We start from the raw sequence: 26,248 nt of genomic DNA, 5'->3' as shown, positions 1-26,248 counted from the left end.
TTTGCCAGTGCATAAAGAGGCAGGCATGGCGCCTGCCACTGGGACGCTGTGGCTCGGCCTGCATCACATCAGTCGCTTACGCTCACTGGAAGGGGCGATCCCGAGAGACTCACGGTACTTGGCGACTGTGCGACGGGCTACTTGAATGCCTTGTGCCTCCAGTAAACCAGCGATCTTGCTATCACTCAACGGCTTTTTCTGATTTTCCGCCGCAACCAGTTTTTTGATGATTGCGCGAATTGCCGTGGACGAGCATTCGCCGCCCTCGGAGGTGCTCACATGGCTTGAGAAGAAGTATTTCAGCTCGTAAATGCCACGTGGGGTGTGCATGAATTTCTGCGTGGTCACCCGCGAGATGGTCGATTCGTGCATGCCCACTGCCTCGGCAATGTCGTGCAGGACGAGCGGCTTCATGGCCTCGTCGCCGTACTCGAGGAAACCGCGCTGGTGTTCGACGATCTGCGTGGCGACCTTCATCAGTGTTTCGTTGCGGCTTTGCAGGCTTTTGATGAACCAGCGCGCTTCCTGCAACTGATTACGCATGAAGGTGTTGTCTGCGCTAGTGTCAGCGCGCCGCACGAAGCCCGCGTATTGCGGATTGACTCGCAGGCGTGGCACCGACTCCTGATTGAGTTCGACCAGCCAGCGTTCGTTGTCCTTGCGCACGATCACGTCCGGAATGACGTATTCGGCTTCGGTGGATTCGATCTGCGAGCCTGGACGCGGGTTGAGGCTTTGCACCAGCTCGATGACCTGGCGCAGCTCGTCTTCCTTGAGCTTCATGCGCCGCATCAGCTGGCCGTAGTCGCGGCTTCCGAGCAGATCGATGTAGTCGCTGACCAGGCGCTGTGCTTCTGTCAGCCACGGCGTTTTCGCTGGCAGCTGGCGCAGTTGCAGCAGCAGGCATTCGCTCAGATTGCGAGCACCGATGCCGGCAGGTTCGAACTGCTGGATGCGATGTAGTACGGCTTCGATCTCGTCGAGCTCGATGTCCAGCTCAGGGTCGAACGACTCGAGAATCTCATCGAGCGTCTCGTCGAGGTAGCCCTGATTGTTGATGCAGTCGATCAGCGTGACCGCCACCAGACGGTCCTTGTCGGACATCGGCGCAACATTCAACTGCCACAGCAGGTGGCTTTGCAGGCTTTCACCGGCGGAGGTGCGTGTGGTGAAGTCCCACTCGTCGTCATCGTTGCTTGGCAGGCTGCTGGCGCTGGTCTGGTAGATGTCTTCCCATGCGGTATCGACGGGCAGCTCGTTGGGAATGCGCTCGTTCCATTCACCGTCTTCAAGATTGTCCACGGTAGGCGCGGATTCCTGATAGGTCGGTTCCTGAACGTCGGGGTTGGGCTTTTGTTCGATGTTGTCGGCAAGCGGGTCGGAGTTGTCGAAGTCGTCGCCTTCTTCCTGCCGCTCCAGCATAGGGTTTGACTCCAGCGCTTCCTGGATCTCCTGCTGAAGATCCAGAGTTGAAAGCTGAAGTAAGCGGATTGCCTGTTGCAGCTGCGGTGTCATCGTCAGCTGCTGGCCCATTCTCAAGACTAGCGATGGTTTCATGGCAGGGGCTAAACACCTTATTCGCCGGCGCGCATGCGCCATCTACTACAGGCGCCGTGGCGCCAACTTAAGCAAATTATATGCCTGAAACCTGTGCATTTGCCTAGAGTGATATGACAAATAAAATGTTGTCAATACACTGCGTAGGCATCAATCGGCTGCGAAGCGCAAAGGGGCAGTCGATTAAAGGCGGAACTCGTGGCCGAGGTAGACCTCTTTCACCAGCTGGTTCGCCAGAATGGTCTCGGAGTCGCCTTCCGCAATCAGCTGTCCATCGTTGACGATGTAGGCCGTTTCGCAGATATCCAGTGTTTCCCGGACGTTGTGGTCGGTGATCAGTACACCGATACCCTTGGCCTTGAGATGGTGAATGATCTGCTTGATGTCGCCTACCGAAATAGGGTCGACACCTGCGAATGGTTCATCCAGCAGGATGAATTTCGGCGCGGTGGCCAGGGCTCGGGCGATTTCCACACGGCGACGTTCACCACCCGACAGGCTCATGCCCAGGTTGTCGCGGATATGGGTGATGTGGAACTCCTGCAGAAGGCTTTCCAGTTCCTTGCGGCGTGCACCGGCGTCGAGCTCCTTGCGGGTCTCGAGAATCGCCATGATGTTGTCGGACACCGAGAGCTTGCGGAAGATCGAGGCTTCCTGTGGCAGGTAGCCGATACCCGCGCGGGCGCGACCGTGCATGGGTTGATGGCTGACATCCAGATCGTCAATCAGCACACGACCCTGATCAGCCTGGACCAGACCCACGATCATGTAGAAGCAGGTGGTCTTGCCGGCGCCGTTCGGGCCCAGCAGGCCGACGATCTGGCCGCTGTCGATGGAGATGCTCACATCGCGCACGACCTGCCGGCTTTTGTAGCTTTTAGCCAGATGCTGGGCTTTGAGCGTCGCCATTTACTGGGCCTTCTGAGGTTGATCGGTTTTCTTTTTCGGCTGGATGACCATGTCGATACGCGGACGTGGTGTAGTCACCTTGGCACCGCCATTGGCCCGGCCGGCACTGACGACCTGTCTGACCGTGTCATAGACGATTTTCTCGCCTTCCGAGGTGTTGCCATCATTGATGACCTTGGCCTTGTCGATCAGGACGATACGGTCCTGGCCGGCGTAATACTGAATGGTGACGGCATAGGCCTGCACGATCGGCTTGTCCACGGCAGGCTTCTGCTCGTAGTAGGCCAGATTGCCGACCGAGGTGAATACGTCGACTTCGCCCTGGGCATTACGCGTGATCGTCACGGTGTTGCCCGTGATTTTCATCGAGCCCTGAGTGATGATGACATTGCCCTTGTAAGTCGCCACGCCTTTCTTGTCATCGAGCTGAGCATCGTCAGACTGGATGTGAATAGGCTGATCTCGGTCGGTTGGCAGGGACCAGGCGCTCGCGCTTCCCAGTGCTGCGCCCAGGCCGAGCAATAAAGGAAGAGTTTTAACGAGCCTCATACTGTCCTCTTACGTTGGACAGCAGGTCCATCCTGCTGTCTTTCAAATACGCTTTCATTCCCTTGGCCGTGGTCACACCGCCTGCGCCGTCGATTCTAACGTCTTGGTCGGTCTGCGCATATTGCTTCTGAGGGAATACGGTCATGCGACTACTGGTGATGATAGTCGTACGTTGTTTTTCATCGGTGCGTTCAACGCGCACGGAATCGATCAGCTCGACCTGGTCGCCGCCGGACGAAACCTCGCCTTTCTTGCTCTGCACGTGCCAGGGAAACTCGCCGCCGCGGTACATGTGCAGGTCGGGCGTGGTCAGCAGGGTCACGTCAGTGGCTTTCACATGCTCCACCTTGTCGGAGGTCATGTCGTACTGAAGCGTGCCGTCGGGCAGGTACTGAACGCTGTGGGCGTTGATTGCATAGTAGTCGATGACAGTGTCGTCGACCGTCGAGACCGGTTGATCCATGAAGCTTTCCGGGCTGATGTTCCAGTAGCCGACCGCTGCCAGCAGCAGCGCCAGTACCCCGAGAAGCAGGAACTTGCGAATTTTTTTAGTGAACATAATGGCTTCTATAAATAGGCGGAGTGAGCCGCTTCAAGGTTGCCTTGCGCACTCAGAATCAGTTCGCAGAATTCGCGCGCTGCACCTTCGCCGCCTCGCGCCCTGGTTATCCCGTGTGCATGCTCGCGTACAAAGCCGGCAGCATTGGCCACTGCCATGCCCAGACCAACGCGTCTGATGACGGGCAAGTCTGGCAGATCATCACCCAGATAGGCGACCTGTTCGTAACTCAGATTGAGTTCTGCCAGCAACTTGTCCAGCACTACCAGTTTGTCTTCACGTCCCTGGAACAGGTGTTCAATGCCCAGGCTCTTTGCCCGGCGCTCGACTATCGCGGTCTTGCGGCCACTGATGATCGCCGTGGTGACGCCCGAGGCTATCAGCATTTTAATGCCTTGGCCGTCGAGGGTATTGAATGTCTTGATCTCGCTGCCGTCTTCCATGAAGTAAAGGCGGCCATCGGTCAGCACGCCATCGACGTCGAAGACTGCCAGCTTGATGGCCTTGCCGCGTTGCATGAGATCCTGGGTCATTATTTCGGTTTCCATTACATGACGCCTGCGCGCAGGAGATCCTGCAGGTTGAATGCGCCAACCGGCCGGTCGTTCTGGTCTACGACAACAAGCGCACTGATTTTGTTGTCCTCCATGATTTTCAGCGCCTCGGCGGCGAGCATCTCGGCATGGGCGGTCTTGCCATGAAGCGTCATGACCTCATCGATGATTGTCTGGCGGATATCGACAGGGCGGTCCAGCGTCCGGCGCAAGTCACCGTCCGTGAAGATGCCGGCCAGGGTGCCATCGGCTTCGACGATGGCGGTCATGCCCAGACCTTTACGAGTCATTTCAAGCAGTGCGTCGCGCAGCAAGGTACCGCGTTGCACGCTGGGCAGTGATTCGCCGGAGTGCATCACATTCTCGACCTTGAGCAGCAGGCGACGACCCAATGCGCCGCCCGGATGGGAGAATGCGAAATCTTCGGCGGTGAAACCGCGGGCGTCGAGCAGCGCTACGGCGAGGGCGTCGCCCATGACCAGTGCGGCGGTTGTCGAGGACGTCGGTGCCAGGTTGAGCGGGCAGGCCTCATGCACGACATGCGCGTTGAGGTTGATGTCGGCAGCCTTGGCCAGAATGGACTCGGGGTCGCCGGTCAGGCTAATCATCTTTATGCCCAGGCGCTTGATCAGTGGCAGCAGGGTGACGATTTCGTTGGTGCTGCCAGAGTTCGACAAGGCCAGGATGATGTCGTCACGGGTGATCATGCCCATGTCGCCATGGCTGGCTTCGGCCGGATGCACGAAAAAAGAGGTGGTGCCCGTGCTCGCCAGCGTGGCAGCGATCTTGTTGCCGATATGTCCGGACTTGCCCATGCCGACCACGACCACGCGCCCTTTGCTGGCAAGGATCATTTCGCACGCGCGCACGAAATCGCCGTCAAGACGTTCAAGCAAGCCTTGCATGGCTTCTATCTCAAGGCGAATGGTGCGTTGCGCCGATTGGATCAGGTCACTGGATTGGTTCATGTCTGGAAAGGGTCAGCCTGCTGAAAGGCGGCGATTATAGCGGTAATGAACGATTCCCTCACGTCTGATCGTCGTTGTGTTGTTTTTAAACGAATTTCCTACGTACCTGCGGGTCTGTATTCAAGCCTGTGGCCATAACATTGTGGTACAGAATAATTCAGCGAATACCTGAACCGCTCGGTTCTCTTCTTGGGGGCGGGTGGCTGCGGTGATATAGTTCGCGGCCTGTTCGGCACGCCTGGACAGCCTGTCGGTGTTCAAAAACCGGCGGCTCAAGGCGGAAGCTGTATCGCAAGGAGTTTAGATGAGTCCTGATGACGCCTATGCGGTCGAGTTGAAAGGTGTGTCTTTCAAACGCGGTGCGCGCAGCATTTTCAATAACGTTGATATTCGTATTCCGCGCGGCAAGGTTACCGGGATCATGGGGCCGTCAGGTTGCGGCAAGACCACCCTGTTGCGCCTGATGGGTGCCCAGTTGCGCCCGAGCGAGGGGCAGGTGTGGGTCAATGGCCAGAATCTGCCGGAGCTGTCGCGCAGTGATCTGTTCGATGCCCGCAAGCAGATGGGCGTTTTATTTCAGAGCGGTGCACTGTTTACCGATCTGGATGTTTTCGAAAACGTCGCCTTTCCCCTGCGCGTGCACACCGAGCTGCCGGAAGAAATGATCCGCGACATCGTTCTGCTCAAGCTTCAGGCCGTGGGCCTGCGCGGCGCGGTGGAACTGATGCCGGACGAATTATCGGGCGGCATGAAGCGTCGTGTCGCGCTGGCGCGCGCAATCGCTCTCGATCCGCAGATTCTCATGTATGACGAGCCTTTTGTCGGGCAGGACCCTATTGCGATGGGGGTGCTGGTGCGTCTGATCCGGCTGCTTAACGACGCACTGGGTATCACCAGCATCGTGGTGTCCCATGACCTCAGCGAGACTGCGAGCATTGCCGACTATCTATATGTCGTCGGCGACGGGCAGGTGCTGGGGCAGGGTACGCCGCAGGAACTGATGTCCTCGGACAATCCACGTATTCGTCAATTCATGACCGGCGAGCCGGACGGCCCTGTACCGTTCCACTATCCGGCGCCGGATTTTCGCGAAGATCTATTGGGGAAGCGCTGATGCGCAATAAGTCACTGATGGACCGGGTCAGCCTGCTGGGGCGTTCGGCCATTGATATTGTTACTGTTCTGGGGCGTTCCGGTCTGTTTCTGGTACATGCCCTGCTCGGTCGCGGCGGTGCCGGCAGCAGTTTTCAATTGCTGGTCAGGCAGCTGTATTCGGTGGGGGTCATGTCGCTGGTCATCATTGTGGTGTCCGGCATGTTCATCGGCATGGTACTGGCGTTGCAGGGCTTCAGCATCCTGACCAAATACGGTTCGGAGCAGGCGGTCGGCCAGATGGTTGCCCTGACTCTGCTGCGTGAACTCGGTCCTGTGGTGACGGCCTTGCTGTTCGCCGGTCGTGCCGGGTCTGCATTGACCGCCGAGATCGGCAACATGAAATCCACCGAGCAGCTGTCGAGCCTTGAAATGATCGGTGTCGATCCACTCAAGTACATCGTTGCGCCGCGTCTGTGGGCCGGCTTCATCTCGTTGCCGATTCTGGCGATGATTTTCAGCGTGGTCGGTATCTGGGGGGCTTCCTGGGTGGCGATCGATTGGCTCGGAGTCTATGACGGTTCTTTCTGGTCGAACATGCAGAACAGCGTTTCTTTCACGAACGATGTGCTCAATGGGGTGATCAAAAGCGTCGTATTTGCCTTCGTGGTGACATGGATTGCCGTTTTCCAGGGTTACGATTGCGAGCCTACTTCCGAGGGGATCAGTTGCGCGACGACCAGAACCGTCGTATACGCCTCGTTGGCCGTGCTGGGACTGGACTTTATTTTGACCGCTTTGATGTTTGGAGATTTCTGATGCAAAACCGTGCCATCGAAACCGGAGTCGGTCTGTTCCTGCTGGCGGGGATACTGGCTCTGCTCCTGCTGGCCCTGCGAGTCAGTGGTCTGAGCACGAGCGCGAGCACCGACACTTATAAACTTTATGCCTACTTCGACAATATTGCCGGTTTGACTGTCAGAGCCAAAGTAAGCATGGCCGGCGTCACGATCGGCAAGGTGACGGCGATCGATCTGGATCGCGATACCTTTACCGGTCGCGTCACGCTGGAGATTCAGAAGAAGGTCGATAACCTGCCTTCGGACTCGACTGCGTCGATTCTGACTGCCGGTTTGCTGGGTGAAAAATACATCGGTCTCAGCGTCGGTGGCGATGACAAGCTGCTCAAGGATGGCGGGACTATCCATGACACGCAGTCGTCGCTGGTGCTGGAAGACCTGATCGGAAAATTCCTGCTCAATACTGTTAGTAAAGACGCCAAGTGAGGAGCTTCAAATGATCTCTATTCTGCGCCGTGGCCTGCTGGTATTGCTGGCCACTCTGCCAATGCTGGCGAATGCCGCGGCGACCCCGTCGGCTCATGACCTGGTGGAGCGCACCACCAAGGAACTGTTGAGTGACCTGGCGAACAATCGCGAGCAGTACAAAGCCAACCCAAGCGCGTTCTATGATGCACTGAACCGCATTGTCGGTCCTGTCGTGGATGCCGATGGCATTTCCAAAAGCATCATGACCGTGAAGTACTCCCGCAAGGCGAGCCCTGAACAGGTGAAGCGTTTCGAGGAAAACTTCAAGCGCAGCCTGATGCAGTTCTACGGCAACGCCTTGCTTGAATTCAACAACCAGGGCATCACCGTCGCACCTGCCAAGGACGAAGGCGATGACCGCACCAGCGTTGACATGCAGGTCAAGGGCAATAACGGCGCGATCTATCCGGTTTCCTACACGCTGGTCAAGCTGAACGGCGAGTGGAAAGTGCGTAACGTTGTCATCAACGGTATCAATATCGGCAAGCTGTTCCGTGATCAGTTCGCCGATGCCATGCAGCGCAACGGCAACAACCTGGATACCACCATCAACAACTGGGCTGGCGAAGTGGCCAAGACCAAATCTACCGTTGATGCCACGCAGAAGCCGGTGCAATGACCGAATCTGCCGTCCGCCTCGTCGGGCCGGGTGAGCTCAGGCTGATCGGTGTGCTGGATTACCGTACAGGGCCGCAACTGCGCAAGCAGGGTGCGGCACTGATCAAGTCCGGTGATCTCGCAGACCTCACGCTTGACTGTTCGGGTGTCGAGAAGTCCAGCAGCGTCGGCCTGGCCTTGTTGCTGGCGTTCATGCGCGACGCCCGGGATGCGGGCAAGTCGATGACCATCCGCGCACTCCCCGAAGACATGCGCCAGATAGCTCGCGTATCAGGTTTGACCGAGCTGCTGGACGCCCACTGAAAGGCATCATCGAAAAGCCCTTTATCCGGGACCTGCTTGTCGGGCTTCGCATAACATGGGCTTTTTTTGTATGATGCCAGACCCGCGCGCGTACAGCGCCGATCGAGGTTAAGCATGCAGGCCGTAGAAGTTAAAAGCTTCCTTGAAGGAAAGCTGCCGGAAATCAAAGTGGAAGTCGAAGGCGAAGGCTGCAACTTCCAGTTGAACATCATCAGCGACGAGTTGGCCGGCCTGAGCCCGGTCAAACGTCAGCAACAGATTTATACCCATCTGAACCCCTGGATTGCCGATGGCAGCATCCACGCGGTGACCATGAAATTTTTCAGCCGCGCCGCATGGGCCGAGCGTTCCTGAGCCAATTGGTGTCGAGACTCTAATGGATAAATTGATTATTACCGGCGGCGTTCGTCTTGATGGCGAAATTCGCATTTCCGGGGCAAAGAACTCTGCCCTGCCGATCCTTGCCGCCACGTTGCTGGCGGACGGACCCGTCACCGTTCAGAACCTGCCGCACCTGCACGACATCACGACCATGATCGAGCTGTTCGGTCGCATGGGCATCGAGCCTGTCATCGATGAAAAGCTCAGTGTCGAAATCGATCCGCGCACCATCAAGACCCTGGTCGCCCCGTACGAGCTGGTGAAAACCATGCGTGCGTCGATTCTGGTGCTGGGCCCGATGGTCGCTCGATTCGGTGAGGCCGAAGTGGCTCTGCCAGGCGGCTGTGCCATCGGTTCGCGTCCGGTCGACCTGCACATCCGTGGTCTTGAAGCCATGGGCGCGATCATCGACGTCGAAGGTGGCTACATCAAGGCCAAGGCACCCGAGGGTGGCTTGCGCGGTGCCAACTTCTTCTTCGATACCGTGAGCGTGACCGGTACTGAGAACATCATGATGGCAGCCAGCCTCGCCAACGGTCGCAGCGTGCTGCAGAACGCCGCACGCGAGCCCGAGGTTGTCGATCTGGCCAACTTCCTGATCGCAATGGGCGCCAAGATTCACGGTGCAGGCACCGACACCATCACCATCGATGGCGTCAAGCGTCTGGGCCCGGCCACTTACAAGGTCATGCCTGACCGTATCGAGACCGGCACCTACCTGGTGGCCGCTGCTGTTACCGGCGGTCGCGTCAAGGTCAAGGACACCGATCCGACCATCCTCGAAGCTGTGCTGCTCAAGCTTCAGGAGGCAGGTGCTGAAGTCACGACCGGTGAAGACTGGATCGAGCTGAACATGCACGGCAAGCGTCCAAAGGCGGTCAATGTGCGTACCGCGCCTTACCCGGCGTTCCCGACCGACATGCAGGCGCAGTTCATTTCGCTCAACGCGATTGCCGAAGGCACGGGGGCGGTCATCGAGACCATCTTCGAAAATCGCTTCATGCACGTGTATGAAATGCACCGCATGGGTGCTCAGATTCAGGTTGAAGGCAACACCGCCATTGTCACCGGCACCGAAGTACTCAAGGGCGCGCCAGTCATGGCGACCGACCTGCGTGCATCGGCCAGTCTGGTGATCTCGGCGCTGGTCGCTCAGGGCGACACGCTGATCGACCGCATCTACCACATAGACCGTGGTTACGAGTGCATCGAAGAGAAGCTGCAAATGCTGGGTGCCAAGATCCGCCGCGTTCCGGGCTAGCAGCACGCGGCCCTGATGCCGCTGGCATCGGGGCCGCCTGTTCTGTCGCGGGTGTGATTTCTGATTCGTTTCACTTCAGGTCAACAGGCCTGAGGGTTGTCATGCGCCGCTTGCGTCGTGACAAAAGTTTCCTGATAAGGACTTACGTTTCCCATGTTGACCATCGCACTGTCCAAGGGCCGCATTCTTGATGACACCCTGCCGCTTCTCGCTGAAGCGGGCATCGTGCCGACCGAGAATCCGGACAAGAGCCGCAAGCTCATCATCCCCACGACTCAGGCCGATGTGCGCCTGCTGATCGTGCGCGCCACCGACGTGCCGACCTATGTCGAGCATGGTGCCGCCGATCTGGGTGTCGCGGGCAAGGATGTGTTGATGGAATACACCGGTCAGGGCCTCTATGAGCCGCTGGACCTGCAGATTGCCAAGTGCAAGCTGATGACCGCTGGCGCCATCGGTGCGGTCGAGCCCAAGGGCCGTCTGCGCGTGGCTACCAAGTTCGTCAACGTTGCCAAGCGTTACTACGCCGAGCAGGGCCGTCAGGTCGATATCATCAAGTTGTACGGCTCCATGGAGCTGGCACCGCTGATTGGCCTGGCAGACAAGATCATCGATGTGGTCGACACCGGTAACACCTTGCGCGCCAACGGCCTCGAGCCTCAGGAACTGATCGCGACCATCAGTTCGCGTCTGGTGGTCAACAAGGCCTCCATGAAGATGCAGCACGCACGTATCCAGGCCCTCATCGACACCCTGCGCAAGGCAGTGGAGTCGCGACACCGTAGCTGATCCCTTCACGCAACGTTGAGTTGCGTCCAGCTATCCGTGTCATAGCCAAATTTCTCAGGTGCCTGCGCGGATAGCTTGGTAGCTTTAGGCTCCTGAGCATCCGCCAATTATTGAGGCCCCGCTATGACCACTCCCACTGCAATTCGCCGACTCGACGCTGCTGACCCGGATTTCGCACGACATCTGGATCATCTGCTGAGCTGGGAAAGTGTGTCTGACGATTCGGTCAACCAGCGCGTGCTCGACATCATCAAGGCGGTGCGTGAGCGGGGCGACGCGGCGCTGGTCGAGTTCACCCAGAAGTTTGACGGGCTACAGGTTGCGTCGATGGCCGACCTGATCCTGCCTCGCCAGCGCCTGGAGCTGGCGTTGACGCGCATTACCCCGGTTCAGCGCGAAGCCTTGGAAAAGGCCGCCGAGCGTGTACGCAGCTACCACGAAAAGCAGAAGCAGGATTCCTGGAGCTACACCGAGGCCGACGGCACGGTGCTGGGCCAGAAGGTCACGCCGCTGGACCGTGCAGGCCTGTACGTGCCGGGTGGCAAGGCTTCCTACCCGTCTTCGGTATTGATGAACGCTATACCGGCCAAGGTGGCAGGCGTGACCGAAGTGGTCATGGTCGTGCCGACGCCGCGTGGTGAAATCAACGAGCTGGTGCTGGCCGCTGCCTGTATTGCAGGGGTTGACCGGGTGTTCACCATCGGCGGGGCGCAAGCTGTTGCCGCGCTGGCGTACGGCACTGAAAGCGTGCCGAAAGTCGACAAGGTGGTCGGTCCTGGCAACATTTACGTGGCGACCGCCAAGCGTCATGTGTTCGGTCAGGTGGGGATCGACATGATCGCCGGTCCTTCCGAGATTCTGGTGGTGTGTGACGGCCAGACCGATCCTGACTGGATTGCCATGGACCTGTTCTCCCAGGCCGAGCACGACGAAGACGCCCAGGCCATTCTGGTCAGTCCGGATGCCGAATTTCTCGACAAGGTCGCCGCCAGCATCACCCGTCTGCTACCGACCATGGAGCGGGCGGCCATCGTCGAAACGTCGATCAATGGCCGCGGTGCGCTGATAAAGGTGGCTGACATGGCCCAGGCTATCGAAGTCGCCAATCGCATTGCGCCCGAGCACCTTGAACTGTCGGTCGCCGATCCGGAAGCCTGGCTGCCGCAGATCCGCCATGCGGGTGCGATCTTCATGGGGCGCCACACCTCCGAAGCACTGGGCGACTACTGCGCAGGTCCCAACCATGTGTTGCCGACCTCTGGTACGGCGCGTTTCTCTTCGCCGCTGGGCGTCTACGATTTCCAGAAGCGCTCGTCGATCATCTATTGCTCGCCGCAAGGTGCGTCCGAGCTGGGCAAGACAGCGTCCGTGCTGGCTCGTGGCGAATCCCTGAGCGGCCACGCGCGCAGTGCCGAATATCGAATCACTGACCCTGACTGGAAAGCAGGCAACACAGAGGACGGCAAATAATGAGCAAATTCTGGAGCCCTTTTGTCAGCGATCTGGTGCCTTATGTGCCGGGCGAACAGCCGAAGCTGACCCGACTGGTCAAGCTTAATACCAATGAAAACCCGTATGGCCCTTCGCCAAAGGCCATCGACGCCATGCGCGCTGCGCTGACCGACGACTTGCGTCTGTACCCGGACCCCAACAGCGATCTGCTCAAGCACGCTGTCGCCGATTACTACAAGGTGCAGCCCAATCAGGTGTTCCTGGGTAATGGCTCGGATGAAGTGCTGGCGCACATTTTCCACGCTTTGTTTCAGCACGATGCTCCGCTGCTGTTCCCGGATATCAGCTACAGCTTCTATCCGGTGTATTGCGGCCTGTATGGCATCGACTATGAAACGGTCCCGCTGGACGAGCAGTTCAAGATCCGTGCTGTGGACTATGCCAAGCCGAATGCCGGGATCATCTTCCCCAACCCGAATGCGCCGACGGGTTGCCTGCTCGGTCTGGACAAGGTTGAGCAGATCATCAAGGCCAGCCCGGATTCGGTGGTGGTCGTCGATGAAGCGTATATCGACTTTGGTGGCGAGACAGCCATTACGCTGATCGACCGTTACCCGAACCTGCTGGTCACCCAGACCCTGTCCAAGTCGCGCTCGCTGGCCGGTCTGCGCGTCGGCCTGGCGGTGGGGCATCCTGACCTGATCGAGGCGCTGGAGCGGGTCAAGAATAGCTTCAACTCCTACCCGCTGGATCGCATGGCCAATGTGGGAGGGGCAGCGGCTTTCGAGGATCGCGAGCACTTCGAGACGACCCGCAACAAGGTCATCGAAAGCCGCGAGGCGCTGGTCGAGCAGTTGCAGGGCAAGGGCTTTGAAGTGCTGCCATCGGCAGCCAACTTCATCTTCGCTCGCCACCCGCAACACGATGCCGCAGCACTGGCCGCCAAACTGCGCGAGCAGGGCGTCATCGTCCGCCACTTCAAACAGCAGCGAATCGCCCAGTTCCTGCGTATCAGCATCGGCACGCCAGAGCAGCATCAGGCGTTGCTGGAAGGTCTGAGCGACATCTGAGGCGCGGATCGGTCAGCCCGAAAACGGGCTGACCTTGCGCTGCCACAGGATCATCGATGCCGCAGAGCATCCGCATGGCCTGGAAACACCGCCGACCTATGTGAGTAATCCAAACGGCTCGAAAACACCCCGGACCTGTGTGGGAGCGAGCTTGCTCGCGAAGAGGCCCGTTCAGCCTCTGAAACTCCATTGATCAGGTAATCCGCCTTCGCGAGCAAGCTCGCTCCCACAAGATCATCGCTGCCGCAGAGCATCCACATGGCTTGAAACACTTCGGACCCGTGTGAGTGTCTCGCATGGCTTGAAACAGCCCGGACCTGTGGGAGCGAGCTTGCTCGCGAAAGGGCCTGCACAAGCGCCGAAAATGCATCGACTGAAACACCGTATTCGCGAGCTTGCTCGCGAAAGGGCCTGCACAAGCGCCGAAAATGCATCGATTGAAACACCGTATTCGCGAGCAAGCTCGCTCCCACAGGATCATCGATGCCGCAGAGCATCCACATGGTTTGAAACACTTCGGACCTGTGTGAGTGTCTCGCATGGCTTGAAACATCCCGGACCTGTGTGAGTGTCTCGCATGGCTTGAAAACACTCCGGACCTGTGGGAGCGAGCTTGCTCGCGAAAAGGCCTGCACAAGCGCCGAAAATGCATCGACTGAAACACCGTATTCGCGAGCAAGCTCGCCCCCCACGCACTTCGGGCAGAAGCCCGGACGCCCTTTATTCCCGGCGTCACAGATCTGTGCTGTACCGCACTTTCAGGTAATGGCGCATCACTCCGGCGCTGCGGCGGGTGTCGGGGCGGGTGGTGGGCGTAGGCCGACTTCGGCGCTCAAGCGCATCTCCTTGCCGTTGCGCATCACGTCGATAGCAATCTTGTCCTTGGGTTTGGTGCGCGCCACCTGGTTCATCGAGCGACGACCGTCGCCGGCAGGTTCGCCATTGATGCTCAGGATCACGTCGCCCAGTTGCAGGCCTGCTTTCTGCGCCGGTCCGTCGCGGAAGATGCCGGCCACAACGATACCTGGACGATCCTTCAGCCCGAAGGATTCGGCCAGTTCCTGGGTCAGGGGTTGAACTTCGATGCCCAGCCAGCCACGAATGACCTGACCGTGCTCGATGATCGACTTCATGACATCCATTGCCAATTTGGTCGGAATAGCGAAGCCGATGCCCTGGGAGCCTCCGGACTTGGAAAAAATCGCGGTATTGATACCGATCAGATTGCCGCTGGCGTCTACCAGCGCACCGCCCGAGTTACCCGGGTTGATGGCCGCATCGGTCTGAATGAAGTCTTCATAAGTGTTGAGGCCCAATTGATTGCGCCCGGTGGCACTGATGATCCCCATGGTCACGGTCTGGCCGACCCCGAACGGGTTGCCGATCGCCAGCGCAACATCGCCGATGCGGATGCTGTCAGAGCGCGCGATGGTAATCGCGGGCAGGTTTTTCAAATCGATCTTGAGCACCGCCAGGTCGGTTTCCGGGTCATTGCCGATGACCCGGGCAATGGTTTCGCGGCCGTCTTTTAGCGCTACCACGATCTGGTCCGCGCCAGTGGTGACGTGGTTGTTGGTCAGTATGTAGCCTTCAGGGCTCATCATCACGCCAGAACCCAGGCTCGATTCCATACGCTTCTGCTTGGGCGTGTTGTCGCCGAAGAAGCGGCGGAACTGCGGGTCTTCGAAAAGCGGGTTGTTGCCCTTGTTGACCATCTTGGTGGTATAGAGGTTGACCACCGCGGGCGCTGCGGCAATGACCGCGTCGGCATAGGAAGACGGACCTTGCATGACGTTGGTGGTCTGTGGGGCCTGTTGCAGATTGACATCCAGGCTCGGCAGACCGACCCACTGCGGATAGCGCTGAATAATCAGCATGGCGATAAGCACGCCAGCCAGCAATGGCCAGCCGAAAAAACGCAGTGCCTTGAACATTTAACAAGTCCTGATGGTTGCGGGCGCAGAAAGTTTTGCCACGGGTGCGCCATAATGGCGGGCATTATACGAGTACAACGCAGCTCTGAACTGCATATTTAGGAGTCTTTTATGGCTGTTGCCCTGAGCACCCTGGTCGAAGAAGCCGACCGCTATCTGAACAGTGCCCGGATTCAGGATTACTGCCCCAATGGCCTGCAGGTCGAAGGGCGGCCGCAAGTCATGCGCATCGTCAGCGGCGTGACGGCCAGTCAGGCCCTGCTGGATGCGGCAGTCGATGCCCAGGCTGATCTGGTTCTGGTTCACCACGGTTATTTCTGGAAGGGCGAAAACCCGTGTGTCGTCGGCATGAAGCAGCGTCGCCTGAAGACCTTGCTCAAACACGACATCAGCCTGCTGGCCTATCATCTGCCGCTGGATGTGCATCCCGAAGTGGGCAACAACGTGCAACTGGCGCGTCAACTGGACATCACGGTCGAAGGCCCTCTGGACCCTGAAAACCCGCGTGTGGTCGGGTTGATCGGCTCGTTGTCCGAGCCCATGACTGCGCGGGATTTTGCCCGTCGCGTGCAGGATGCGCTGGGGCGTGAGCCATTGCTCATCGAAGGCAGTCAGATGATTCGCCGTGTCGGCTGGTGCACGGGCGGTGGTCAGAACTACATTGATCAGGCAGTGCTGGAAGGTGTCGATCTGTTCCTCAGTGGCGAAGCGTCAGAGCAGACGTTTCATAGCGCACGCGAGAATGACATCAGCTTCATTGCGGCCGGTCATCATGCCACCGAGCGCTATGGCGTGCAGGCGCTGGGCGATTATCTGGCGCGACGGTTTGCGCTCGAGCATATCTTCATCGACTGCCCGAACCCGATTTGAACGATCAAACAGCAGGGCATATGCATAGATCGTTTCGATCTAGCTGCATCGCTGATTAGCGATATCACGCATGTTAAAGTGCCCGGCTCGAATACGGCCCGCTGGCCGCCCCGGGGTTTCCCGGTCCATAACGAACGCAATCCGTGAGTAGCCATGGTTGACAAACTGACGCATCTGAAACAGCTGGAGGCGGAAAGCATCCACATCATCCGCGAGGTCGCCGCCGAGTTCGATAACCCGGTGATGCTGTACTCGATCGGCAAGGATTCGGCCGTGATGCTGCACCTGGCGCGCAAGGCATTCTTCCCCGGTAAACTGCCATTCCCGGTCATGCACGTCGATACGCGCTGGAAATTCCAGGAGATGTATCGCTTCCGCGACCAGATGGTCGAGGAAATGGGGCTGGACCTGATCACCCACATCAACCCCGATGGCGTGGCACAGGGCATCAACCCGTTCACCCACGGCAGTGCCAAACACACCGACATCATGAAGACCGAGGGCCTGAAGCAGGCGCTCGACAAGCATGGTTTCGACGCCGCCTTTGGCGGTGCCCGACGCGATGAAGAAAAGTCCCGGGCCAAGGAACGCGTCTACTCGTTCCGCGACAGCAAGCACCGCTGGGACCCGAAAAACCAGCGTCCCGAGCTGTGGAACGTCTACAACGGCAACGTCAACAAAGGCGAGTCGATCCGTGTGTTCCCGCTCTCCAACTGGACCGAGCTGGACATCTGGCAGTACATCTACCTCGAAGGCATCCCGATCGTGCCGCTGTATTTCGCCGCCGAGCGCGACGTCATCGAGAAGAACGGCACGCTGATCATGATCGACGACGAGCGCATCCTCGAGCATCTCACCGATGAAGAGAAGTCGCGCATCGTCAAGAAAAAGGTCCGTTTCCGCACCCTCGGCTGCTACCCGCTGACCGGTGCTGTCGAGTCCGAAGCGACCAGCCTGACCGACATCATTCAGGAAATGTTGCTGACGCGAACTTCCGAGCGCCAGGGCCGGGTCATTGACCATGACGGCGCTGGCTCGATGGAAGAAAAGAAACGTCAGGGTTATTTCTAAGGGGTGTCACATGTCGCATCAATCTGATTTGATCAGCGAGGACATCCTCGCCTACCTGGGCCAGCACGAACGCAAGGAAATGCTGCGCTTTCTTACCTGTGGCAACGTCGATGACGGCAAGAGCACGCTGATCGGGCGTCTGCTGCACGACTCCAAGATGATCTACGAAGATCACCTGGAAGCCATCACCCGTGACTCGAAGAAGTCCGGCACCACTGGCGATGACGTCGATCTGGCGTTGCTGGTGGATGGTCTGCAGGCCGAGCGGGAGCAGGGCATCACCATCGATGTCGCCTATCGCTATTTCTCCACGGCCAAGCGCAAGTTCATCATTGCCGATACGCCGGGCCATGAGCAGTACACTCGCAACATGGCGACCGGCGCGTCGACCTGTGACCTGGCGATCATTCTGGTGGACGCGCGCTATGGCGTGCAGACCCAGACCCGTCGTCACAGCTACATCGCTTCGCTGCTGGGCATCAAGCACATCGTCGTCGCCATCAACAAGATGGACCTCAATGGCTTTGATGAGGGCGTGTTCGAGTCGATCAAGGCCGATTACCTGAAGTTCGCCGAGGGTATCGCGTTCAAGCCGACCACCATGGCTTTTGTGCCGATGTCGGCGCTCAAGGGCGACAACGTGGTGAACAAGAGCGAGCGTTCGCCGTGGTACACCGGCCAGTCGTTGATGGAAATTCTCGAAACGGTCGAAATCGCCAGCGACCGCAACTATGCGGACCTGCGTTTCCCGGTGCAGTACGTCAACCGTCCGAACCTGAACTTCCGTGGCTTCGCCGGTACGCTGGCCAGCGGCATCGTGCACAAGGGCGACGAGATCGTCGTGCTGCCATCGGGCAAGAGCAGCCGTGTGAAGTCCATCGTCACCTTTGAAGGTGAGCTGGAGCAGGCCGGGCCGGGCCAGGCAGTGACGCTGACCATGGAAGACGAGATCGACATTTCCCGTGGTGACCTGCTGGTGCATGCCGACAACGTTCCGCAGGTCAGCGATGCGTTCGAGGCCATGCTGGTGTGGATGGCCGAAGAGCCGATGCTGCCGGGCAAGAAGTACGACATCAAGCGCGCCACCAGCTATGTGCCGGGCTCGATTGCCAGCATCACCCACCGGGTCGATGTGAACACACTGGAGGAAGGCCCTGCCAGCTCGTTGCAACTGAACGAGATCGGCCGCGTCAAGGTCAGCCTCGATGCGCCCATCGCGCTGGACGGCTACAGCAGCAACCGCACCACGGGTTCGTTCATCGTCATCGATCGTCTGACCAATGGCACCGTTGCGGCGGGCATGATCATCGCCAAGCCGGTTTCAGGTGGCGGATCGCAGCACCATGGCGAACTGGCTCACGTCTCCACAGAGGAGCGCGCGCAGCGCTTCGGTCAGCAACCGGCCACCGTGTTGTTCAGCGGCCTGTCCGGCGCGGGCAAAAGCACGCTGGCCTATGCGGTCGAGCGCAAGCTGTTCGACATGGGCCGTGCGGTCTATGTACTGGACGGTCAGAACCTGCGTCATGACCTGAACAAGGGCTTGCCACAGGATCGTGCCGGTCGTACCGAGAACTGGAGCCGTGCTGCTCATGTGGCGCGTCAGTTCAACGAAGCCGGCCTGCTGACTCTGGCCGCATTCGTTGCGCCGGACGCCGAAGGGCGTGAGCGCGCCAAGGCGCTGATCGGCAAGGATCGTTTGCTCACGGTCTATGTGCAGGCATCGCCAGCGGTCTGCCGCGAGCGTGATCCACAGGGCCTGTATGCCGCCGACGGCGACAACATTCCTGGCGAGTCCTTCCCGTATGACGTGCCGCTGAATGCCGATCTGGTGATCGACACGCAGACACTCAACGTCGAAGAAAGCGTCAGGCAGGTGCTGGATCTGCTGCGCAGCCGCGGCGCGATCTGATTCATAGCCTCTAGCAAGGGGCTTACATCTGCAAGGGATTGCAGTTTCGATCCCACAAAAAAGCCCGCCGCAGATGCTCTCTGCGGCGGGCTTTTTGTGTGGCTGCGAAAGCTTACTTCTTCAAGCCGTAATGCTCATCCAGCATGCCCGGGGTGTTGGGAGACTTGGGGGCGTAGTCCTTGGGTGTTTCAGTGTCGCGTGGCGGGGTCAGGCGGTCGCGATGATCGCGGTGCGCATGATTGGCCTCAGGGTGCAGGGCGGCCAGCAGGCGTTGGCGGGTCAGCTCGTCGAGAGCCAGGCGGTTGGCGCCCTCGGCAAGGTGTTCCTGAACATCCTGATAGCTCTGTGAAAGCTTTTGTACCAGATTGGCCGTGCTGTTGAAGTGCGTGACTACCTCGTTCTGATAGGTGTCGAAACGCTCCTGAATGTCATCCAGCTGGCGCTGGGTGCTGTTCGGAACGGTGTTGGGCAGCAGGCGTGCCACCAGAAAACCAATGACGACACCGGCCACCAGGGCGAGCGTCGGCAACAACCAGACTAAGAGCGAGTGTTCCACGAGTCCTTCCTCTATAAACGGCTTTGCTTTACGTTAACGGCTCGAACCTGCGCTGTATACCCGCGACGTATCGTTGATATGCATGCCGCAGACAATCAGCTAGACGAGTCGACCCATTTCGAGGTCACGGAGTTCTGTTTTGCTCATGCGTGAAACCCCATTATTTATCGATGGCCCTGAGGGCCAGCTCGAAGCGCTGTATCAGGACGTCCCCGACGCCCGAGGTGTTGCACTGATCTGCCATCCTAACCCGATACAGGGCGGAACGATGCTCAATAAAGTCGTTTCGACGTTGCAGCGCACCGCTCGCGATCAGGGTTTGATCACATTGCGCTTCAATTATCGCGGCGTCGGCGCCAGTGCCGGTACGTCGGTTGCCGGGCCGGGCGAGATTGATGATGCCCAGGCTGCCGCCCGATGGCTGCGGGCGCAACATCCGGATCTGCCGATGACCCTGTTCGGATTTTCCTTTGGCGGCTACGTTGCTGTAAACCTGGGTGGCAGGCTGGAAGCGCAGGGTGAAAAGCTCACGCACGTGTTTCTGGTTGCTGCTGCGGCTTCGCGGCTCGAGGATCAGAGCGTGCTGCCCCAGGCTTGCCCGCTGACGATCATTCAGCCCGAGAACGACGAAGTGATCGAGCCCGAGACCGTCTATGCATGGTCCGCCGCGTTGCAACGTCCCCATGAGCTGCTGAAAGTGGCAGAATGCGGACACTTTTTTCACGGCAAGCTGACTGATCTGAAAGATCTGCTCCTGCCGCGACTTTCCAGCTGATTGCAGCCGTATTGCATCCTATTGATAAGCGACCTGCCATGACCACTCGTATCCTGACCGGTATCACGACCACCGGCACTCCCCATCTGGGCAACTACGCGGGCGCCATTCGCCCGGCCATTGTCGCCAGCCGTCAGAGCGATTTCGACTCGTTCTACTTTCTGGCCGACTACCACGCGCTGATCAAATGCGATGACCCGCTGCGCATTCAGCGCTCGCGTCTGGAAATCGCCGCGACCTGGCTGGCAGCGGGGCTGGACGTTGATCGTGTGACCTTCTATCGCCAGTCGGACATTCCTGAAATCCCGGAACTGACCTGGCTGCTCACCTGCGTCGCGGCCAAGGGCCTGCTCAATCGCGCCCACGCCTACAAGGCGTCGGTGGACAAGAACGTGGAAGGTGGCGAAGACCCGGATGCAGGCATCACCATGGGGCTGTACAGCTACCCGGTGCTGATGGCTGCCGACATCCTGATGTTCAATGCGCATCAGGTTCCGGTAGGGCGTGATCAGATTCAGCACGTTGAAATGGCCCGTGACATCGGCCAGCGTTTCAATCACCTGTTCGGCAATGGCAAGGAGTTCTTCGTCATGCCCGAGGCATTGATCGAAGAGAGCGTAGCCACGCTGCCAGGCCTGGACGGTCGCAAGATGTCCAAGAGCTACGACAACACCATCCCGTTGTTCAGCGGTGCCAAGGACATGAAAAGCGCGATATCGCGCATCGTCACCGACTCGCGTGCGCCGGGCGAAGCGAAAGACCCGGACACCTCGCACCTGTTTACTCTGTACCAGGCGTTCTCGACGGCCGAGCAGTGCGCTGAATTCCGCTCTGACCTGTTGCAGGGCCTGGGCTGGGGCGAAGCCAAGAATCGTCTGTTCACGTTGCTGGATGCACAACTGAGCGAACCCCGTGAAAAGTATCTGGGGCTGATCGAGCGTCCTGCCGATCTCGAAGACATCCTGCTCGCTGGCGCGCAGAAAGCCCGTCGCGTCGCCACTCCGTTCCTCGAGCAATTGCGCGAGGCGGTGGGCCTGCGGTCGTTCCGTACCGTGGTGCAGAACGCCGACACCGGCAAGAAAAAGGCGAGCAAGGGCGTTCGTTTCGTCAGCTTCCGTGAAGACGACGGCAGCTTCCGTTTCCGCCTGCTGGCAGCCGATGGCGAGCAGTTGCTGTTGTCGCGCAACTTTGCCGATGGCAAGGCTGCAGGCGTGGTCAGCAAGCAGTTGCAGCAGGGCGGCGAACTGGACCTGCGCAGCGAAGACGATCGCTTCACGCTGTGGCTGGACGGCGCCTGTGTGGCGGACAGTCCGGTATTCGCCGACGCTGCCGCGCGCGACAGTGCCATCGAAACTCTCAAGCTGGCGCTCGCTCCTCAACAGGACTGATTGCCAATCCCCGGGGTCGTCGCTACAGTGACGACCCGTTTTTGTTGCCTTGCTAACGAATTATGACGCCCCTAGAACGATATCAAGCTGATCTGAAACGCCCGGACTTCTTTCACGATGCCGCGCAGGAAAACGCTGTGCGTCATCTGCAGCGCCTGTACGACGATCTGATCGCCGCTCACGACAGCAAGCCTGGCCTGTTCGGCAAACTGTTCGGCAAGAAAGAGCAGACGCTGGTCAAGGGGCTGTACTTCTGGGGTGGCGTAGGCCGCGGCAAGACGTATCTGGTCGATACGTTCTTCGACGCACTGCCGTTCCAGGACAAGGTCCGTACGCACTTCCACCGCTTCATGAAGCGCGTGCACGAAGAGATGAAGACCCTCAAGGGCGAGAAAAACCCGCTGACGATCATCGCCAGGCGGTTTTCCGACGAGGCGCGGGTCATCTGCTTCGACGAATTTTTCGTCTCCGATATCACCGATGCCATGATCCTCGGCACGCTGATGGAAGAGCTGTTCAAGAACGGCGTGACGCTTGTGGCTACGTCCAACATCGTCCCGGACGGCCTGTACAAGGACGGCCTGCAGCGGGCGCGTTTCCTGCCGGCCATCGCGCTGATCAAGCAGAACACCGACATCGTCAACGTCGACAGTGGCGTCGATTACCGTCTGCGCCACCTGGAGCAGGCCGAACTGTTCCACTTTCCGCTTAACGAAGTTGCACAGGAAAGCCTGCGTAAGAGCTTCAAGGCCCTGACGCCGGATTGCGCAGAAACCATCGAAAACGATGTGTTGATGATCGAAAACCGCGAGATCCGCGCGCTGCGCACCTGTGATGATGTGGCCTGGTTCGACTTCCGCGAGTTGTGCGACGGCCCGCGCAGTCAGAACGATTACATCGAGCTGGGCAAGATCTTCCATGCCGTGCTGATCAGCGGCGTCGAGCAGATGGACGTTGCTACTGACGACATCGCCCGGCGCTTTATCAACATGGTCGACGAGTTCTACGATCGCAACGTCAAGCTGATCATCTCGGCCGAGGTTGAATTGAAGGACCTGTACACCGGCGGCCGGTTGATGTTCGAGTTCCAGCGTACCCTCAGCCGCCTGCTGGAAATGCAATCCCACGAATTCCTCTCGCGGGCGCACAAGCCTTAGCAATGCGGCGAGCTTCAGGCGACAGGCCTGAAGCTCGATCACGCTGCGCCTTGTACCTCAAAGCCGCTCTTTATGGCCTTCGAACTGTTGCCGGTACTGATTGGGTGACAGCTCGGTGTGCTGGCGGAACAGTCGGGCAAAGAAGCTGGCGTCGTCGTAGCCCACTTCATAGCTGATGGTCTTGATGCTCTTGCGCGTCCCAGAGAGCAATCCCTTCGCCGTTTCGATCCGCAGTCGTTGCAGGTAATGCAGTGGCTTGTCGCCCGTGGCGGTCTGAAAGCGGCGCATGAAATTGCGAATGCTCATGCCATGCTCGCGGGCCACGTCTTCAAAGCGGAACTTGTCGGCAAAGTGCTCTTCCAGCCAGTGCTGAATCTGCAGGATGATCACGTCCTGATGAAGCTTCTGACCGCCAAAACCGATTCGCCCCGGCGAGTAGGTGCGACGCACTTCATAGAGGATGTCGCGGGCGACGGCCTGGGCGACATTGGCGCCGCAGAAGCGCTCGATCAGATAAATATACAGATCGCAGGCTGAGGTCGTGCCGCCCGCGCAATACACGTTGTCGGCGTCGGTAAGGTGCTTCTCCTGATTGAGCAGGACCTTGGGATAGCGCTCGGCAAATGCGCTGAAAAAACGCCAGTAGGTCGTCGCTTCCTTGCCGTCCAGCAAACCGGCTTCGGCAAGCCAGTAGACGCCGGTGGCTTCGGCGCAGAGTACGGCGCCGTTGGCGTGCTGTTCGCGCAACCACGGCAGGATCTGTGGATAGCGCTGACAGAGGGTTTCAAAATCGTCCCAGAAGGCCGGGATGACGATAATGTCGCTCTGGCACAGCGCGCCGTCGACCGGCAGGGTGACATCGCTGAAGCTGCTGACAGGCAGCCCGTCGGGGCTGACCAGGCGCGTTTCGAAGGCGGGCACCAGGCCGTGGCCCAGTTGCTTGCTGTAGCGCAGGCTCGCCAGGTGGAAGAAGTCCTTGGCCTGCATGACAGTGGAGGCAAACATCTTGTCCGTGGTCAGAATACTTACGCGGCGCAGAAGAGTGGCGTGTCGGATCGGCATAATCGTTATTCTTATATGGGTAAATGGTCAAGCTACGGCTGGATCGTCTTATTTTTTGCCAAAACTGTCCAGTCTCGTTACGTGGAGCCCCTTGGCAGGGCACCCATGATGGCTTTGTGCTAAGAGGCTCAATATCCGCCAATCCACGCCTCGCAGGCAATAAACAGAATGTGAACAAAAAATCCGGTTGAGGTTATTTTTACAGTCTGTATAATCCGCCAGCTCTTTGCAGTGGAAGTGATGCGCCGTCTGCCGAAGAATCTTGCCGTATAACGGACGCGCTGACCCGAGCCCCCGATAGCGTCTGTTTCCGGCTGCCTTTGACTTGTCAAAGTACGCACTATTCAGTAAGATCCGCCGTCTAATTTTCAGGGCGGCCCCTGAGGCTATAAAGAATGAAAACTTTTACTGCTAAACCGGAAACAGTTAAGCGCGACTGGTTCGTCGTCGACGCTGCTGGTCAGACCCTGGGTCGTCTGGCCACCGAAATCGCGAGCCGTCTGCGTGGCAAGCACAAACCGGAATACACTCCGCACGTTGATACCGGCGACTACATCGTCGTGATCAATGCCGAGCAGATCCGCGTTACTGGTGCCAAGACCACCGACAAGATCTACTACTCACACTCCGGTTTTCCGGGCGGGATCAAGTCGATCAACTTCGAAAAGCTGATCGCCAAAGCTCCTGAGCGCGTGATCGAGACCGCGGTCAAAGGCATGCTGCCTAAGAACCCGCTGGGTCGCGACATGTATCGTAAGCTGAAAGTCTATGCGGGCGCTGTACACCCTCATACTGCTCAGCAGCCCCAAGAACTGAAGTTTTAACGGAATAGTTCATTATGTCGGCGACTCAAAATTACGGCACTGGCCGTCGCAAGACCGCAACCGCTCGCGTTTTCCTGCGTCCGGGTACTGGTAACATCTCGATCAACAACCGCTCCCTGGACAATTTCTTCGGCCGCGAAACTGCTCGCATGGTAGTTCGTCAGCCGCTGGAACTGACCGAGACCGTTGAAAAGTTCGACATCTACGTCACCGTTATCGGTGGCGGCGTAAGTGGTCAGGCTGGCGCAATCCGCCACGGTATCACTCGCGCTCTGATGCAGTACGACGAGACACTGCGCGGTGCTCTGCGTAAAGCAGGCTTCGTGACTCGCGATGCTCGTGAAGTTGAGCGTAAGAAAGTCGGTCTGCGTAAAGCGCGTAAGCGTCCGCAGTACTCGAAGCGTTAATACGCTCTTCGTTCAAAGAAAGAACGTCCATCCCCTCGCGGGGCTGGGCGTTTTTTTATGGGCGTGATTTTTACGGTCATGATGTTTTTGCGTTGCTCATTTTACGTCGATATTGTGAAATTTATCCGCCTTTCGACGAAGATTACGGAATTTACATCGCGTAAATGAGCTATCTTGTGGCCCGCGACGAACGCCTGTCATGTTGTGTTCATTATCGGATGCGCCCTTGAAGCGCGTTCGTTCGTCTGTCCGATAAATTTTAACAAGCGAGGAGGACCGCCATGGGCGTGACCAACCGGTTGGCCTGCTACTCCGACCCCGCCGACCACTATTCTCATCGCGTACGCATTGTGCTCGCCGAGAAGGGTGTCAGCGCCGAAATCATTGAAGTGGTGGCAGGTCGTCATCCGCCGCAGCTGATTGAAGTAAATCCATACGGCAGCGTGCCGACCCTCGTCGATCGTGACCTGGCGTTGTACGAGTCGACCGTGGTGATGGAGTATCTGGATGAGCGCTATCCACATCCGCCTCTGCTGCCTGTCTATCCGGTTGCCCGTGCCAACAGTCGTTTGCTGATCCATCGTATCCAGAGAGACTGGTGTGGCCTTGTCGACCTGATTCTGGATACGCGCAGCAAAGACCCTGCTCGTGTTCAGGCGCGCAAGGAGCTCCGCGAGAGTCTGGCCGGGGTTTCTCCGTTGTTCGCGGAAAAAGCTTTTTTCATGAGCGACGAGCTAAGTCTTGTTGACTGCTGTCTACTCCCCATACTCTGGCGTTTGCCAATTTTGGGTATTGAATTGCCGCGGCCTGCCAAGCCGCTGCTTGATTACATGGAGCGCCAATTTGCGCGTGAGGCTTTTCAGGCGAGTCTGTCTGCTGCCGAACGTGAAATGCGCTAAGGCTTA

Annotated in this window: 28 protein-coding genes; 19 read left to right on the top strand and 9 right to left on the bottom strand. The window is 58.5% G+C overall.

Features of this window, described 5'->3' with window-relative positions; all coding sequences use genetic code 11:
* Positions 1-63: 63 nt before the first annotated feature.
* The 6 genes from PCPL58_RS22945 to PCPL58_RS22920 form a co-directional block, all read right to left on the bottom strand.
* On the bottom strand, positions 64-1,557 hold the full coding sequence (locus PCPL58_RS22945; protein WP_003364093.1) for an RNA polymerase factor sigma-54: 1,494 nt from the start codon (positions 1,555-1,557) through the stop codon (positions 64-66).
* 183 nt (positions 1,558-1,740) lie between these two features.
* Positions 1,741-2,466 carry an LPS export ABC transporter ATP-binding protein gene (gene lptB, locus PCPL58_RS22940; RefSeq protein WP_002555089.1) on the bottom strand — a complete coding sequence of 242 codons (726 nt, stop codon included), beginning with the start codon at positions 2,464-2,466 and terminating at the stop codon, positions 1,741-1,743.
* Positions 2,467-3,015 (bottom strand): lipopolysaccharide transport periplasmic protein LptA, encoded by a 549-nt coding sequence (gene lptA, locus PCPL58_RS22935; RefSeq protein WP_002555088.1) that lies wholly within the window; start codon positions 3,013-3,015, stop codon positions 2,467-2,469.
* Complete coding sequence (gene lptC / locus PCPL58_RS22930) at positions 3,002-3,574, bottom strand: LPS export ABC transporter periplasmic protein LptC (RefSeq protein ID WP_024661038.1); 573 nt, start codon at positions 3,572-3,574, stop codon at positions 3,002-3,004. The genes lptA and lptC overlap by 14 nt, the downstream gene beginning before the upstream one ends.
* An 8-nt stretch (positions 3,575-3,582) precedes the next feature.
* Entirely contained in the window at positions 3,583-4,122 is a 540-nt protein-coding gene (locus tag PCPL58_RS22925) for a KdsC family phosphatase (protein WP_003413390.1), read from the bottom strand.
* Complete coding sequence (locus PCPL58_RS22920; RefSeq protein ID WP_003400250.1) at positions 4,122-5,096, bottom strand: KpsF/GutQ family sugar-phosphate isomerase; 975 nt, start codon at positions 5,094-5,096, stop codon at positions 4,122-4,124. The genes PCPL58_RS22925 and PCPL58_RS22920 overlap by 1 nt, the downstream gene beginning before the upstream one ends.
* A gap of 304 nt (positions 5,097-5,400) precedes the next feature.
* Between PCPL58_RS22920 and PCPL58_RS22915 the strand changes: the two genes are divergently transcribed.
* The 10 genes from PCPL58_RS22915 to hisC all read left to right on the top strand — a co-directional run bounded on the left by PCPL58_RS22915 (position 5,401) and on the right by hisC (position 13,390).
* A complete protein-coding gene (locus PCPL58_RS22915) occupies positions 5,401-6,210 on the top strand; it encodes an ATP-binding cassette domain-containing protein (RefSeq protein ID WP_003313589.1) in 810 nt (269 codons plus the stop codon).
* The gene (gene mlaE / locus PCPL58_RS22910; protein WP_065350518.1) at positions 6,210-7,007 is read left to right on the top strand and encodes a lipid asymmetry maintenance ABC transporter permease subunit MlaE; all 798 of its coding nucleotides are present in this window, start codon (positions 6,210-6,212) and stop codon (positions 7,005-7,007) included. Before PCPL58_RS22915 ends, mlaE begins: the two co-directional genes overlap by 1 nt.
* Positions 7,007-7,474: an outer membrane lipid asymmetry maintenance protein MlaD gene (gene mlaD, locus PCPL58_RS22905; protein WP_003313587.1), complete on the top strand. Its 468-nt coding sequence runs from the start codon at positions 7,007-7,009 to the stop codon at positions 7,472-7,474. The genes mlaE and mlaD overlap by 1 nt, the downstream gene beginning before the upstream one ends.
* A 10-nt stretch (positions 7,475-7,484) precedes the next feature.
* On the top strand, positions 7,485-8,135 hold the full coding sequence (locus PCPL58_RS22900) for an MlaC/ttg2D family ABC transporter substrate-binding protein (RefSeq protein ID WP_065350517.1): 651 nt from the start codon (positions 7,485-7,487) through the stop codon (positions 8,133-8,135).
* Positions 8,132-8,437, top strand: coding sequence for an STAS domain-containing protein (locus PCPL58_RS22895; protein WP_003431491.1), 306 nt, complete (start codon positions 8,132-8,134; stop codon positions 8,435-8,437). The genes PCPL58_RS22900 and PCPL58_RS22895 overlap by 4 nt, the downstream gene beginning before the upstream one ends.
* Positions 8,438-8,551: 114 nt before the next feature.
* Positions 8,552-8,791: a BolA family protein gene (locus PCPL58_RS22890; protein WP_002555079.1), complete on the top strand. Its 240-nt coding sequence runs from the start codon at positions 8,552-8,554 to the stop codon at positions 8,789-8,791.
* A gap of 22 nt (positions 8,792-8,813) precedes the next feature.
* Entirely contained in the window at positions 8,814-10,079 is a 1,266-nt protein-coding gene (gene murA, locus PCPL58_RS22885; RefSeq protein WP_002555078.1) for a UDP-N-acetylglucosamine 1-carboxyvinyltransferase, read from the top strand.
* Positions 10,080-10,232: 153 nt separating this feature from the next.
* Positions 10,233-10,868: an ATP phosphoribosyltransferase gene (hisG, locus tag PCPL58_RS22880; RefSeq protein WP_002555077.1), complete on the top strand. Its 636-nt coding sequence runs from the start codon at positions 10,233-10,235 to the stop codon at positions 10,866-10,868.
* Between the two features lie 123 nt (positions 10,869-10,991).
* The gene (gene hisD, locus PCPL58_RS22875) at positions 10,992-12,338 is read left to right on the top strand and encodes a histidinol dehydrogenase (protein ID WP_058397322.1); all 1,347 of its coding nucleotides are present in this window, start codon (positions 10,992-10,994) and stop codon (positions 12,336-12,338) included.
* Positions 12,338-13,390 carry a histidinol-phosphate transaminase gene (gene hisC, locus PCPL58_RS22870; protein WP_065350516.1) on the top strand — a complete coding sequence of 351 codons (1,053 nt, stop codon included), beginning with the start codon at positions 12,338-12,340 and terminating at the stop codon, positions 13,388-13,390. The genes hisD and hisC overlap by 1 nt, the downstream gene beginning before the upstream one ends.
* A 773-nt stretch (positions 13,391-14,163) precedes the next feature.
* Here hisC and algW read toward each other — a convergent pair.
* Positions 14,164-15,324: a Do family serine endopeptidase AlgW gene (gene algW / locus PCPL58_RS22865; protein ID WP_002555073.1), complete on the bottom strand. Its 1,161-nt coding sequence runs from the start codon at positions 15,322-15,324 to the stop codon at positions 14,164-14,166.
* A 111-nt stretch (positions 15,325-15,435) separates the two neighbouring features.
* Here algW and PCPL58_RS22860 point away from each other — a divergent pair, with 111 nt between their 5' ends.
* The 3 genes from PCPL58_RS22860 to cysN all read left to right on the top strand — a co-directional run bounded on the left by PCPL58_RS22860 (position 15,436) and on the right by cysN (position 19,174).
* Positions 15,436-16,194 carry a Nif3-like dinuclear metal center hexameric protein gene (locus tag PCPL58_RS22860; RefSeq protein WP_003364071.1) on the top strand — a complete coding sequence of 253 codons (759 nt, stop codon included), beginning with the start codon at positions 15,436-15,438 and terminating at the stop codon, positions 16,192-16,194.
* Between the two features lie 153 nt (positions 16,195-16,347).
* Positions 16,348-17,265, top strand: coding sequence for a sulfate adenylyltransferase subunit CysD (gene cysD, locus PCPL58_RS22855; protein WP_003313577.1), 918 nt, complete (start codon positions 16,348-16,350; stop codon positions 17,263-17,265).
* A gap of 10 nt (positions 17,266-17,275) precedes the next feature.
* A complete protein-coding gene (gene cysN, locus PCPL58_RS22850) occupies positions 17,276-19,174 on the top strand; it encodes a sulfate adenylyltransferase subunit CysN (RefSeq protein WP_003364069.1) in 1,899 nt (632 codons plus the stop codon).
* Positions 19,175-19,286: 112 nt separating this feature from the next.
* Here the strand turns inward: cysN and PCPL58_RS22845 are convergent, their stop codons facing one another.
* Positions 19,287-19,730, bottom strand: coding sequence for a Z-ring associated ZapG family protein (locus PCPL58_RS22845; RefSeq protein WP_003364066.1), 444 nt, complete (start codon positions 19,728-19,730; stop codon positions 19,287-19,289).
* A gap of 145 nt (positions 19,731-19,875) precedes the next feature.
* Between PCPL58_RS22845 and PCPL58_RS22840 the strand changes: the two genes are divergently transcribed.
* From PCPL58_RS22840 to zapE, 3 genes are all read left to right on the top strand, one after another.
* Positions 19,876-20,505 (top strand): alpha/beta hydrolase, encoded by a 630-nt coding sequence (locus PCPL58_RS22840; RefSeq protein WP_065350515.1) that lies wholly within the window; start codon positions 19,876-19,878, stop codon positions 20,503-20,505.
* A 38-nt stretch (positions 20,506-20,543) separates the two neighbouring features.
* Positions 20,544-21,893 carry a tryptophan--tRNA ligase gene (locus PCPL58_RS22835; protein ID WP_065350514.1) on the top strand — a complete coding sequence of 450 codons (1,350 nt, stop codon included), beginning with the start codon at positions 20,544-20,546 and terminating at the stop codon, positions 21,891-21,893.
* A gap of 62 nt (positions 21,894-21,955) precedes the next feature.
* Positions 21,956-23,050, top strand: coding sequence for a cell division protein ZapE (zapE, locus tag PCPL58_RS22830; RefSeq protein WP_003340671.1), 1,095 nt, complete (start codon positions 21,956-21,958; stop codon positions 23,048-23,050).
* Between the two features lie 57 nt (positions 23,051-23,107).
* On the opposite strand, the gene PCPL58_RS22825 is transcribed toward zapE, so the two are convergent.
* Positions 23,108-24,013 carry a GlxA family transcriptional regulator gene (locus PCPL58_RS22825; RefSeq protein WP_162273835.1) on the bottom strand — a complete coding sequence of 302 codons (906 nt, stop codon included), beginning with the start codon at positions 24,011-24,013 and terminating at the stop codon, positions 23,108-23,110.
* A gap of 494 nt (positions 24,014-24,507) precedes the next feature.
* On the opposite strand from PCPL58_RS22825, the gene rplM reads away from it, so the two are divergent.
* The 3 genes from rplM (at position 24,508) to PCPL58_RS22810 (ending at position 26,242) form a co-directional block, all read left to right on the top strand.
* The gene (rplM, locus tag PCPL58_RS22820; RefSeq protein WP_002555065.1) at positions 24,508-24,936 is read left to right on the top strand and encodes a 50S ribosomal protein L13; all 429 of its coding nucleotides are present in this window, start codon (positions 24,508-24,510) and stop codon (positions 24,934-24,936) included.
* A 14-nt stretch (positions 24,937-24,950) separates the two neighbouring features.
* Complete coding sequence (gene rpsI / locus PCPL58_RS22815) at positions 24,951-25,343, top strand: 30S ribosomal protein S9 (RefSeq protein ID WP_002555064.1); 393 nt, start codon at positions 24,951-24,953, stop codon at positions 25,341-25,343.
* A gap of 281 nt (positions 25,344-25,624) precedes the next feature.
* On the top strand, positions 25,625-26,242 hold the full coding sequence (locus PCPL58_RS22810; protein WP_065350512.1) for a glutathione S-transferase N-terminal domain-containing protein: 618 nt from the start codon (positions 25,625-25,627) through the stop codon (positions 26,240-26,242).
* Positions 26,243-26,248: the final 6 nt, after the last annotated feature.

Origin of the sequence: Pseudomonas cerasi (assembly GCF_900074915.1) — a bacterium.
In the GTDB taxonomy this organism is placed as follows: Bacteria; Pseudomonadota; Gammaproteobacteria; order Pseudomonadales; family Pseudomonadaceae; genus Aquipseudomonas; species Aquipseudomonas cerasi.
Note: the sequence above shows the minus strand (reverse complement) of the source record. Positions and strands in the feature narration are given on the sequence as shown.